Below are 12,859 nucleotides of genomic sequence, written 5' to 3' on the forward strand. Positions count from 1 at the left end.
GCTCGCGAAAGCGGTGTGTCAGTCATTTCAATATTGGATGGGACATAGCCTTCGCGAGCAGGCTCGCTCCCACAAGGGGGCATGGCAATAGGTGAGATGAAATATCCAGAAACAACAAAGCCGCCCGAAGGCGGCTTTGTTGATTGGGTCGAAACTTAGTGCTTCTCACCAGCGAGCTTGTGCTCAAGGTAGTGGATGTTGACTCCACCTTTGCAGAAGCCTTCATCACGGACCAGATCGCGGTGCAGCGGGATGTTGGTCTTGATCCCGTCGACAACGATTTCGTCCAGCGCATTGCGCATGCGCGCCATGGCTTCTTCACGGGTTGCGCCGTAGGTGATCAGCTTGCCGATCAACGAATCGTAGTTCGGCGGAACGGCATAACCACTGTACAGGTGCGAATCGACGCGAACGCCGTTGCCGCCTGGTGCGTGGAAATGCTTGACCGTGCCTGGGCTCGGCATGAAGGTTTTCGGGTCTTCGGCGTTGATTCGGCATTCCAGGGCGTGACCGCGGATCACCACGTCGTCCTGGGTGTACGACAACTTGTTGCCAGCGGCGATGCTGAGCATCTCCTTGACGATGTCGATGCCGGTAACCATTTCCGAAACCGGGTGCTCTACCTGGACACGAGTGTTCATCTCGATGAAGTAGAAGTGGCCGTTCTCGTAAAGGAACTCGAAGGTGCCGGCGCCACGGTAGCCGATGTCGATGCACGCCTTGACGCAGCGAGCGAGGACTTCCTGTCGTGCTTTCTCGTCGATGCCCGGTGCCGGCGCTTCTTCGAGAACCTTCTGGTGACGACGTTGCAGCGAGCAATCGCGGTCGCCCAGATGGATGGCCTGGCCCTGGCCGTCGGAAAGTACCTGGACTTCCACGTGGCGTGGGTTGGTCAGGAATTTTTCCAGATAGACCATCGGGTTGCCAAACGCCGCGCCAGCTTCGGAGCGGGTCAGTTTCGCAGAAGAGATCAGGTCTTCTTCGTTATGCACAACGCGCATGCCGCGACCACCACCGCCGCCAGCGGCCTTGATGATCACCGGGTAACCGACTTCGCGACCGATGCGCAGAGCGGTTTCTTCGTCTTCAGGCAGTGGGCCGTCGGAACCCGGAACGGTTGGAACGCCCGCAGCGATCATGGCGTGCTTGGCCGATACCTTGTCGCCCATCAGGCGAATGGTGTCGGCTTTGGGGCCAATGAAGGCGAAGCCGGAGTTCTCGACCTGTTCAGCGAAATCAGCGTTTTCCGCAAGGAAACCGTAGCCTGGGTGAATGGCGGTAGCGCCGGTCACTTCAGCTGCGGCGATGATTGCCGGGATGTGCAGGTAAGAGTGCGCGGCCGAGGCCGGACCGATGCAGACGGATTCGTCTGCCAGGCCCAGGTGCATCAGTTCTTTGTCGGCCTTGGAGTAAACGGCGACAGTCTTGATGCCCATCTCTTTGCAGGCACGCAGGATCCGCAGGGCAATCTCACCGCGGTTGGCGATCAGAACTTTTTCCAACTTCGCAGTCATCAAAGTTTCTCCGCGGTTCAAACGATGGTGAACAGCGGTTGGTCGTACTCAACCGGCTGGCCGTCTTCGACGAGGATGGATTCGATCACGCCGCTGGTTTCAGCTTCGATGTGGTTCATCATCTTCATGGCTTCGACGATGCACAGGGTGTCGCCTTTTTTCACGGTCTGGCCGACTTCAACGAACGAAGGCGAGGATGGCGAAGATTTGCGATAGAACGTACCGACCATCGGCGAACGGGCAACGGTGCCGTTCAGAACAGGTGCGGCCGGAGCAGCAGGTGCAGCGGCAGCGGCAACCGGAGCAGCAACAGGCGCTGGTGCCGGAGCGTGCATTGGAGCCGGTGCGTAGTACTGCTGAGCCGGGGTTTTGCTATGACGGCTGATGCGTACGGACTCTTCGCCTTCCTTGATCTCGAGCTCGTCGATGCCGGACTCTTCCAGCAGTTCGATCAGTTTCTTAACTTTACGGATATCCATGAATCATCAACTCCCAAGGGTCGGTCAGGGGCGTTTAACGCTTGTAGTTCAAGCCGTTGCCTGTGTTTCAAGCTGTTCTAGTGCGGCCTCCAGGGCCAGTCGATAACCGCTGGCGCCAAGGCCGCAGATCACTCCCACCGCTACGTCGGAGAAGTAAGAGTGATGGCGGAAAGGTTCGCGTTTGTGCACGTTAGACAAATGCACTTCGATGAATGGGATGCTCACTGCCAGCAGCGCGTCACGTAATGCGACACTTGTGTGCGTAAAAGCTGCTGGATTGATCAAAATGAAGTCCACACCTTCGCCGCGAGCGGCATGGATGCGGTCGATCAATTCGTACTCGGCGTTGCTTTGCAGGTGCAGCAAATGGTGGCCGGCTTCACGGGCGCGGCGTTCCAGGTCCTGGTTGATCTGCGCCAGTGTCGTAGCGCCGTAGGTGCCCGGTTCGCGGGTGCCGAGCAAGTTCAGGTTGGGGCCGTGCAGCACCAATAGGGTCGCCATCTGCTGTTCCTTGTTATCTGTGGGCAAGTGTCAGAACCCGGCGACTATGCCGCAAAGCCTTTGTGACTGTCCAGTTCTATGCAATAGCCAGCACGATAGCCGATGTTTGCGCGAAATATGTGACCGGGTGTTTAAGTCTGGTCATTTGCTTTCGCAACACGTTCAACGAAGTCTTTGGCGTTGATCTCGCCGATCACTCGCACATCGGTGCGTTCAACACCGTCCTTGCCGAAAAACATCAAGGCCGGAGGACCGAACAGCTTGTAACGGTCGAGCAGGGCGCGTTGTTCGGCATTGCTGGCGGTGATATCGAAACGAACCAGTCGATAACCTTGCAGGCGTTCCACGACTGTGGCGTCGTTGAGCACTTCGTGTTCGATGACTTTGCAGCTGATGCACCAGTCGGCGTACCAGTCGAGCAGCAGCGGGGTGCCGGAGGATTGAGCATCGGCGAGCACGCGATCCAACTCTGAGGGCGTGCTGATTGTTTGCCAGGTTCCGGTGTTTTGCGGTGGTTCGTTACCCGCAATCACGCGCGATTGACCAATCGGGTTGAACGGATCGGTCTGACCGCTGAACGCCCCGAACCAGCACGCCAGTGCGTAAAACACCAGGAACATCCCCAGCAGCTGACCCAGGCGTTTTCGAGGGGGCTTGTAGACGAACTCCAGTGCGCCCATGAACAAGCCGACACCGCCGGCCAGTAAGCCGATCAGCAGCAAGGTGATCTGGCCCGGCAGTACCCGGCTGAGCAGTCCGATCGCCAATCCCAGCAACAGCACCCCAATGGCGTTTTTCACATACACCAGCCACGGCCCGCTTTTCGGCAGCCAGGCCGCACCACCGGTGGCCACCAGCAACAGCGGCGCGCCCATGCCGAGGCCTAGCATGAACAGTTTCAGTCCACCGCCCAGCGCATCGCCGCTGGCACTGATGTACAGCAGCGCGCCGGCCAGGGGCGCGGAAACGCAGGGCGAAACCAACAGGCTGGACACCACGCCCAACACCGCGGCGCCCCACAGTGAACCTCCTTCAGTGCGGCCGGCGATGCGATCCAGGCGACTGCTGATGGCCTGCGGCAGCTTGAGTTCGAATACGCCGAACATCGCCAGCGCAAACAGCGCAAAAAACATCGCAAACGGCACCAGTACCCAGGCCGATTGCAGGCGTGCCTGAAGGTTGAGCTGCGCGCCGAACATCCCCATCAGCGCACCGAGCAGGGCGAAGCAGGCGGCCATCGGCAGCACGTAGGCCAAAGACAGATTGAAGCCGCGCCAACCACCGACCTGCCCACGCAGCACCACACCGGACAGGATGGGCAGCATCGGCAGCACGCAAGGGGTGAACGTCAGGCCCAAGCCGGCGAGGAAGAACAGTGCAAGCTCGCGCCAGCCAACGCTTTGCGCTGAGGTCGGGGTGCCGATGCCTTCAATGCTCAGGCGCTCGGTTTCCGGTGGATAGCACAGGCCTTTGTCGGCGCAGCCCTGATACGTCACGGCCAGTGTGAAGGCACGTTGATCGGTGCGCGGTATTTCTACGTCAACAACGCCGTGATAAACCTCGACATCGCCGAAGTACTCATCGTGCTTCTGCTCGCCCTTGGGCAGTATTGCTGCGCCCAGACTTATATCGGCCGGGTCAGCCCGAAATTGGAAACGATGGCGATAGAGGTAATACCCTTCGGTCGCGACGAAACGCAGCTTGATCAACTGCGGCGTGCTGTCTATCAGGCTCAATTGAAAGGCTTCGCGCACCGGCAGAAAGTCAGCGCTGTTGTTGATCGCGCCCAGAGTGGAACTGGGCCGGGTGTCCGGCAACCCGGCGGCGGTGGCCGGCAGGGCGAGCACTAAAAGCAGCAGGCAGAGCAAACGGCGCATGACAATCTCGCGTATCGGAATTGGGGGCATGATAGCGGACAGCGGGCGGGTGTGCAGGGTGGGGCGTTGTGCGGTGATTGTTCTGGCGCTATCGCGAGAAGACTCGCTCCCACAGGGGAAAGCGTACCCTTGTGGGAGCGAGCCTGCTCGCGATAGCGATCTATCAGACGCGAAAGGCCTGAACAGCCGTACGCAGCCGCCCGCCCAGCACCAAAAGGTTCTCCCCTTGCTCTCGCCCTTCACCAATGCGCAGCAAGTTATCCCCCCCCAATTGGTGAATTCGCTCGCTGTGGTCACGAATCTCGCTGACCGCGCCGCTCTGCTGGGCGGTGACATCGGCAATGCGCACGGCAGTGTCGGAAATGGTCTGGATAGCCCCGACGATTCTATCCAGCGCCCCGTCGGCCGCTTGCGCCTGATTGGCCGTGGCTTCGGCATGTTCAACCTGCGCGCGCATGCCCTCCACCGATTGACGCGCGGCGGTTTGCAGGCCGGCAATCAGCGTCTGAATTTCTGCGGTGGCCCCTGCTGTGCGTTGCGCCAGCGAGCGAACCTCTTCCGCCACCACCGCAAACCCTCGACCCATTTCGCCGGCGCGAGCTGCCTCGATGGCGGCGTTCAGGGCCAGCAGGTTGGTCTGGTCGGCAATCGAGCGGATCACCGTCAGCACGCCGCCGATGGTCGCCGATTCTTCGGCAAGGTGTTCGATCATCTGCGCGTTACCCTGCACTTCACCCACTAACGCATGCAGGCCGGTAAGGCTCAGGCCGATGACTTTCTGGCCGTGCGCAACTGCCAGGCCGGCATGACGACTGGCGTCGGCTGCCTGGCTGGCATCGCCGGCGACCTGTTGAATCGTCGCCTCCAGTTCACCGAGCGAATCGCGGATCAGTGCGGTGTCGCCTGCCTGATGTTCGGCACCGCTGTGCAGGTCATTACTCAAATCGGCCAGGGTTCGGCTGCTGCCGGCGACTTGCTCGGCGTTGAGACGAATGGTCCCGACCAGATCCACCAGATAAGCGCGCAAGCGATTGAGCGACGCTTGAATGTCGTGCAATTCGCGGTTGGTATTGCCCAGTTCGATGTCCCGGCTGAAGTCGCCTTCTGCCCACGTAGACAGGGCCGGCGCCAGGTTGGTCAGGGTTCGGGCCAGGCGTCGTTGCAGGGTATCGATGAGTAAGGCGATCAGCAGGATCAGCCCGATCATCACACCCTGCATCAACCGTACTTCGCCCTGGATCTGGCCGTGCTGGGCGCGGACCACGGGCTCGAGTCCGGCAATCGCTTGCTGCACTGCGGCGATTTTCAGGTGCGTGGCGGCGCTCAGATCGGTGCGCTTCTGGATCTGATCGCGGGTGCGCGACAGTTCGGCCGGGTAGCGCGAGAGCAGGCTGTTGAGTTCACGCTTGAGGCCGACCCCCGCGTCTTCGGCGGCAGCTTTCTCGGTGTTCTCCAGGCCCATCATCGACGCGAAATCATCGGTGTTCGATTCACTCTTGGCGGTGACGCCGAGCAGCGGCAAGCTGCCCAGCAGTTCCGCCTGAGTGCGGATGTTGGCCACTTCGCGTTCGACGTCGGCGGCCAATTCGCTGCGGCCACTGCTCACCAGTTTGTCCCGTGCCAGAGACAGCCTGCCCAAGTGTTGCGAGGCGGCGAGCAGCGGCGTCAGGTAGGCCGCGTTCGCACTGGCGTATTGGCTGAGTTGGTCGAGGCTGGCGCCGAGTTCGCGTTCGGCTTGCAGCAGCAGCGCTTGCGGGTCGCCCGCGAGTTTGCCAGCGGCCAACAGATCGGTTTTGCTGAACTCATCCAGGTTCGACAGGCTCGGGCGCAAGGTGTCGGCGAGCGCCGGTGGCAGCTCACCGAGCTCCTTTTGCAAGACGTCAATGGCCTGGCTGGCGCTGCTGAGGCGCAGTGCATCGCCACTGGCGAGGTAGTCCTCGATGTTGCGCGCGACCTCATTCTGAAACTGCCGGGACAGGCCTAGATAACGCTCCATCAAAAGATAAGGGCGCTCCAGGGCCTTTTGCGACCACCACAGTGTGGCGCCAAGGGCTACACACACGGCGACTAAAAGGAGGGTGTTGAGATTGGTCAGCAACTTCAGGCGCATAGCGTGTCTACCAAGGGCAGAATGGTAAGCGCCTGAATTTATTGCGTTTGTGTTACAGCGTTATGACCGAATCGGTGGATTTCGATAAAAAAGTGGCACTTTGCCGTGATGTTCGCGCCGCCTGAACACGGTTGCGTCCGGCATCCTTGGCGCGGTACAGCGCCTCGTCCGCCTGACTGGCCATCATCAGGCCGTCGGAGTGTTCGCACAGCTCCACCACGCCGGCACTGAATGTGCACCGAAGGTCTTGAGGCTGGGCGGGATAGTGAATTTCGGCAAAGCGCTGACGAATTTCATTCAGCACTGAGTAAGCCGATTGGAGGTCGGTGTCCGGCATGACGATCGCGAACTCTTCGCCGCCATACCGGCCGATGAAGTCGGTCTTGCGCAAGCGTTGCTTCAAGAACAGCGCCAGGCTCTTGATTACCCGGTCGCCCATGGGGTGGCCGTGGCTGTCATTGACGCGTTTGAAGTGGTCGATGTCGAGCATCGCAAAGCACAGCGGCTTGCTCTCGCGGCGGGAGCGGAAGCTGCAGTCTTCAAGCAATTGCAAAATGTGCGTGTGGTTATACAGGCCGGTAAGGCTGTCGCGGACCATCCGGGCTTTCAGATTTCGTGCCCGTGCCGCGCGGTTGCGCACGGTGGTGATCAGGTGGCGCGGCTTGATCGGCTTGGTCAGGAAGTCGTCGCCGCCTTCGCTCATGGCGTCGAGTTGCTTGTCCAGATCGTCTTCGGCCGACAGGTAAATGATCGGCACGCTGACATAACGGTCGTTGTGACGGATCACCTTGGCCAGTTCAGTACCGGTGCAGGTCGGCATGTACATGTCGAGGATGATCAGGTCAGGTTGAAAGTCCGAGAGTTCGGCCATGGCCTGAATCGGATCGATCAACGTGCGCGTGACGATCCCGGCGCTGTTCAACAGGCGTTCGGTGTGCAGGGCCTGGGCGCGGGAGTCGTCGATGATCAGCACTTTATAAGGTTCGTACTGAGCGACACAGGTCAGGACTTCGATTTTCTCCAGCAGACTCGAAGCTTCCAGGGTGCCGGTGAGAAACTCCTGGCCACCGGCACGCACGGCGGCGAGGCGGGTCGGGGTGTCGGTTTCGTGCAGGCTGAAGAACAACAGCGGCAATTGATGATCAAGGCCTTCCTGGGCTTCGGCGGCCAGTCTCAAGCCGATGCCGGCACCACTGAAGTCCACGTCCATGACGATCGCCGCGGGCAAGCGCTCGACCATCGAAGAACGGAACGCCGCAACGCTGTCGAGGGCTTGAGCGCTGAGCCCAAAAAACTCCAGCTGCTTGGCCAGACGCTCGGCGCGGTCGTAATCCTGCAGCATCACGTAGATCGGCTTGCGCAGTGGCGGCAGGAAGGTTTGTTCAAGTTGATCGCCATGGCGCAGGCCGGTGCGGGACAAGCGTTGCATCAAGCGATTGAGATCGGTGATCAGCCCGCTGCTCAGGCGTCCGCGATTGGCGTCGACAGCCTCCAGCGACTGACCGATGTGGCGCGCCAGTTGCGTATGTTCCGGTTGCTCGAAACGCTCGGCAAACCGCAGCAGGCGCAGGTTGGCCTCGCTCAGCTCCGATAAGTCGGCGGTGGACCACTCACTGCGTTGCAGGCGCTGCCAGATCTCAAGAATTTGACGTGCCTGATGAATCACCCGCTGGGCAAAGTGGTGCTTGAGGCGCTCACGGCTGGGGTCTTCTGGCTCGGTCATATCCTGACTACTGGTTAGGGTAAATGCTGAGATCGACTGGTGGCTCTATGCTAGCACCTCTTTTCAGTGGGATGAGAGTCGTACGGCAATTATCTGTTAATCAGCTTGATTCAGTTTGTGACTGGTTGGTCGGATAGGCTCGCGGCTGTGCTTCATTTATAGTGGCCGTCGATCGCAGTCATTGTATGGCTCGCTGTTTCCCGGCGGATTTAATACGCGGCAAAACGAAGCACGATGGCGTAGGGTTGTGGTCGAACCGATGAACTCAAGTGATTGAAAGGATATCGCCATGCTGGACTGGAAGAACCGCGCGGGCAGCGCACCTGAACGTGCCGCTGAACCTAAATCGGCCACCCGCAGTTACTTTGGCGGCCTGCTGTTCAGCCGGGCGCTGGCCACGCTGATCGGCCTTTATCTGCTGGTTACGATTGCCCTGGGTTGGTACTGGAGTGCAGAACCTGCGCTGTTCCCAGTCCAGCAAAATGCCCAGATCGCTGCCGAAAAAGAAGGCAAGCAGATGGTCATCGGCTACACCACGGTGGAAACCCTCAAGACCGTCGCCGGGACGTTGCTGAGCAAACCGGGTGGCTATATTTCCAACGACCGTTTCCCGCCGGGCCTATGGATGGACAACATGCCGAGCTGGGAATATGGCGTGCTGGTCCAGGTCCGCGACCTGAGCCGTGCGCTGCGTAAAGACTTCGCCCGCTCACAGTCGCAGTCGGCCGAAGACGCCGATCTGGCCAAGGCTGAACCGCGTTTCAACTTCGACAACAAAAGCTGGGTGCTGCCTTCCAGTGAGTCCGAGTATCAGGAAGGCATCAATTCCCTGAGCCGCTATCAGGCACGTCTGTCCGATCCGAACCAGAAAAGCGCGCTGTTCTATGCCCGCGCCGACAACCTGAACAACTGGCTGGGTGACGTGGGCACCCGACTGGGTTCGCTGTCACAACGCCTGTCGGCCAGTGTCGGCCGGGTCAAACTCAACACCTCGCTGAAAACCGAAGTCCTCGCGCCGGGCCAAGTGCCACAGGTCGACGAAGAAATCATCGAGACCCCGTGGATGCAGATCGACAACGTGTTCTACGAAGCCCGTGGTCAGGCCTGGGCACTGTCCCATCTGTTGCGCGCCATCGAAGTCGACTTCGCCGATGTATTGGCCAAGAAAAACGCCACGGTCAGCGTGCGTCAGATCATTCGTGAGCTGGAAGCCTCGCAAGAGCCGGTCTGGAGTCCGATGATCCTCAATGGCAGCGGCTTCGGCGTGCTGGCTAACCACTCGCTGGTCATGGCCAATTACATTTCCCGAGCCAACGCCGCAGTGATCGATCTGCGTCAATTGCTCAATCAAGGCTGATTTATGGTCGACGACGCCAAAGAGGCCGCCCATCGCGCGGCCTCGGATGCCGAACAGATCGCCTGGGTCGACGAACAGGACAACCTGCTCGGCGCCCTGGTCCGTTCCGATTTGCGTGAGCGCGGGCTGATCGGGCGCGGCACCTACATCATGCTGTTCAACTCGGCTGGTGAACTGTGCGTACACCGGCGAACCCTGAGCAAAGCCATTTATCCGGGGTATTGGGATGTGGCGGCGGGAGGCATGGTGCTCGCCAGCGAAACCTACGCCGAGTCGGCCGCCCGCGAACTCGAAGAAGAGCTGGGTGTGAGCGGTGTGGAACTGACCGCCCATGATCACTTCTTCTTTGAAGACACCGGCAACCGGCTCTGGTGTTCGGCGTTTTCGGCGGTGTGGGACGGGCCATTGATCCTGCAGCCGGAAGAGGTGCTCGAAGCGCGTTTTATCCCCATCGATCAGGTCATGCTGGAAATCCAGCAAAAGCCTTATTGCCCGGACTCTCTGGCCGCATTGAAGCGCTATCTGCGCGCTCAACAGGATGACGTCGCAAAAGAGCTATAAATTGGCGCCGATTGGCTCTTAGCAAGTCGGCTTTTTGCCGTTACACTGCGCGACCTTTTGTAGGAGCGAAGTGCGCGTTATCGTTGACGTCCATCGCGAGCAAGCTCGGCTCCTGCAAGGTTGTATCGTTTCAGTAGCGCTGCCCCTGCCTGAGTGGGGCTTCGCGGTCGATGGCCACTTCCCAAGTTGCCGCGACCAGTCTTTGTCCTCCCAAGAGGATTGCCGGTGGCCAAAAAAGCCGCATCCTTCGCCGCCCTTGGTGGCCTGGTATTTTCCACCGACGCAGGTCGTCATTGCCCGGAATGCAGTAAACCGGTGGACGCCTGTATCTGCAAACAGACCGTTATCCCGGCCGGCGACGGCATCGCTCGCGTGCGTCGCGAAAGCAAAGGTCGTGGCGGCAAGACGGTGACCACAATCACCGGCGTGCCGTTGGCCGAAGACGCGCTCAAGGACCTGGCCACCACGTTGAAGAAACGTTGCGGCACAGGCGGGGCGTTGAAAGACGGGATCATCGAAATCCAGGGCGATCATGTCGAGCTACTCTTGGGTGAGCTGATCAAACTCGGTTTCAAAGCGAAGAAGTCCGGCGGCTAGCAGCCTCTGTGAAAACCACCCTCGGCTTGATCCAGTCCTGACAACAGGTCTGGCGTCGTCTACATGGTTTTCACAGAGCCTGTTCTGACCGGTTTCTAAACTCAAACCTGAATGTGAGGTCTATCGCCCTTGCATGCAGGCTAATCGTCATTTTCATTCTTTAGACTGCGCCGGCCTGAACCCAGGCGACGCTCTATGACTTCTTTATAGGGGACTTCAATGTCCGTACGACGCACACGCAAAGACGATGGCAGCCAATGGACAGTTGCGGACAGCCGCAGTGTTTACGGGATTCGCCATTGGGGGGCCGGGTATTTCGCGATCAACGACGCCGGTCGCGTCGAAGTTCGTCCGAACGGTCCGACCAGTTCGCCTATTGATCTGTTCGAGCAAGTCGACCAACTGCGCAAAAGCGGTTTGTCCTTGCCATTGCTGGTGCGTTTCCCGGATATCTTGCAAGACCGCGTGCGTCAGCTGACTGGCGCCTTCGATGCGAACATCGAGCGTCTGGAATACCAGAGCAAGTACACCGCGCTGTACCCGATCAAGGTTAACCAGCAAGAAGCAGTGATTGAAAACATCATCGCCACTCAGGACGTTTCCATCGGTCTGGAAGCCGGCTCCAAGCCTGAGCTGCTGGCCGTGTTGGCCCTGGCGCCGAAGGGCGGCACCATCGTCTGCAACGGTTACAAGGACCGCGAGTTCATTCGTCTGGCGCTGATGGGCCAGAAGCTGGGTCACAACGTCTTTATCGTGATCGAGAAAGAATCCGAAGTCGGCCTGGTGATCGAAGAAGCGGCGTCGCTGAAGGTCAAGCCTCAAGTCGGCTTGCGCGTGCGTCTGTCGTCCCTGGCCTCGTCCAAGTGGGCGGACACCGGTGGCGAGAAATCCAAATTCGGTCTGTCGGCGGCGCAATTGCTGTCGGTGGTCGAGCGTTTCCGCGCGGCCGGCCTGGATCAGGGCATTCGCCTGCTGCACTTCCACATGGGCTCGCAAATCGCCAACCTGGCGGACTACCAGCACGGTTTCAAGGAAGCGATTCGTTACTACGGCGAACTGCGCAACCTCGGCCTGCCGGTGGATCACATCGATGTCGGCGGCGGTTTGGGCGTGGACTACGATGGTACGCATTCGCGTAACGCCAGTTCGATCAACTACGACATGGACGATTACGCCGGTGTCGTGGTCGGGATGCTCAAAGAGTTCTGCGACGCGCAGAACCTGCCGCACCCGAACATTTTCTCCGAAAGCGGCCGCTCCCTGACCGCTCACCACGCCATGCTGGTGGTGCAAGTCACCGACGTCGAGAAACACAACGACGACGTGCCGAAGATCGACAACAAGGAAGAGCTGCCGGAAACCGTGCAATGGCTGGTTGACCTGCTGGGCCCGACCGACATCGAGATGGTCACCGAAACGTACTGGCGCGCGACGCACTACATGAGCGACGTGGCTTCCCAGTACGCCGATGGCAAGCTGACCCTGGCTCAAAAAGCCCTGGCCGAGCAATGCTACTTCGCCGTGTGCCGTCGCCTGCACAACTCGTTGAAAGCCCGTCAGCGTTCGCACCGTCAGGTGCTCGACGAACTCAACGACAAACTGGCCGACAAGTACATCTGCAACTTCTCGGTGTTCCAGAGCCTGCCGGACACCTGGGCCATCGGCCAGGTCCTGCCGATCCTGCCGCTGCACCGTCTCGACGAAGAGCCGCTGCGCCGTGCAGTGCTGCAAGACCTGACCTGCGACTCCGACGGCAAGATCAAGCAATACGTCGACGAGCAGAGCATCGAAACCAGCCTGCCGGTACACGCGCTGAACGACGGTGAAGACTACCTGCTGGGGATCTTTCTGGTGGGCGCCTACCAGGAAATTCTTGGCGACATGCACAACCTGTTCGGTGACACCGACTCGGTGAACATCTACCAGAACGCTGACGGCAGCGTGTACCACGCCGGTATCGAAACCCACGACACCATCGAGGACATGCTGCGCTACGTGCACTTGTCGCCGGAAGAGTTGATGACCCACTACCGCGACAAGTGCGCCAGTGCCCGCATCACCGCTGCCGAGCGCACCCAGTTCCTCGACGCGCTGCGCCTGGGCCTGACCCGTTCGTCTTACCTGTCTTCGTAAGGTAAGG

General features: G+C 59.8%; 9 protein-coding genes and 1 pseudogene. 4 read left to right on the forward strand and 6 right to left on the reverse strand.

The features are described from left to right. Positions 1–155: 155 nt before the first annotated feature. The 6 genes and pseudogenes from accC to KGB06_RS10765 form a co-directional block, all read right to left on the reverse strand. The gene (gene accC / locus KGB06_RS10740) at positions 156–1,514 is read right to left on the reverse strand and encodes an acetyl-CoA carboxylase biotin carboxylase subunit (RefSeq protein ID WP_223515179.1); all 1,359 of its coding nucleotides are present in this window, start codon (positions 1,512–1,514) and stop codon (positions 156–158) included. A 17-nt stretch (positions 1,515–1,531) separates the two neighbouring features. Next, positions 1,532–1,993, reverse strand: a complete 462-nt coding sequence (gene accB / locus KGB06_RS10745) for an acetyl-CoA carboxylase biotin carboxyl carrier protein (protein WP_223515182.1) — start codon at positions 1,991–1,993, stop codon at positions 1,532–1,534. A 48-nt stretch (positions 1,994–2,041) separates the two neighbouring features. Beyond that, on the reverse strand, positions 2,042–2,494 hold the full coding sequence (aroQ, locus tag KGB06_RS10750; RefSeq protein WP_223515185.1) for a type II 3-dehydroquinate dehydratase: 453 nt from the start codon (positions 2,492–2,494) through the stop codon (positions 2,042–2,044). A gap of 131 nt (positions 2,495–2,625) precedes the next feature. Continuing rightward, positions 2,626–4,371: a protein-disulfide reductase DsbD gene (locus tag KGB06_RS10755; protein WP_223515188.1), complete on the reverse strand. Its 1,746-nt coding sequence runs from the start codon at positions 4,369–4,371 to the stop codon at positions 2,626–2,628. 163 nt (positions 4,372–4,534) lie between these two features. Then, positions 4,535–5,041 (reverse strand): annotated as a pseudogene (locus tag KGB06_RS30075) (methyl-accepting chemotaxis protein); the annotation flags it as partial. Positions 5,042–6,533: 1,492 nt separating this feature from the next. Beyond that, complete coding sequence (locus KGB06_RS10765; RefSeq protein ID WP_223515195.1) at positions 6,534–8,204, reverse strand: PleD family two-component system response regulator; 1,671 nt, start codon at positions 8,202–8,204, stop codon at positions 6,534–6,536. Positions 8,205–8,493: 289 nt separating this feature from the next. Here KGB06_RS10765 and KGB06_RS10770 point away from each other — a divergent pair, with 289 nt between their 5' ends. The 4 genes from KGB06_RS10770 (at position 8,494) to speA (ending at position 12,852) form a co-directional block, all read left to right on the forward strand. After that, a complete protein-coding gene (locus tag KGB06_RS10770) occupies positions 8,494–9,561 on the forward strand; it encodes a DUF2333 family protein (protein WP_223515198.1) in 1,068 nt (355 codons plus the stop codon). A gap of 3 nt (positions 9,562–9,564) precedes the next feature. Further along, entirely contained in the window at positions 9,565–10,122 is a 558-nt protein-coding gene (locus tag KGB06_RS10775; protein WP_223515201.1) for an NUDIX hydrolase, read from the forward strand. Between the two features lie 225 nt (positions 10,123–10,347). Continuing rightward, entirely contained in the window at positions 10,348–10,719 is a 372-nt protein-coding gene (locus KGB06_RS10780; protein ID WP_007947660.1) for a translation initiation factor Sui1, read from the forward strand. Positions 10,720–10,938: 219 nt separating this feature from the next. Then, positions 10,939–12,852, forward strand: coding sequence for an arginine decarboxylase (gene speA / locus KGB06_RS10785; RefSeq protein ID WP_223515205.1), 1,914 nt, complete (start codon positions 10,939–10,941; stop codon positions 12,850–12,852). Positions 12,853–12,859: the final 7 nt, after the last annotated feature.

This window comes from Pseudomonas sp. GL-B-19 (assembly GCF_019956415.1).
Taxonomy (GTDB): Bacteria; Pseudomonadota; Gammaproteobacteria; order Pseudomonadales; family Pseudomonadaceae; genus Aquipseudomonas.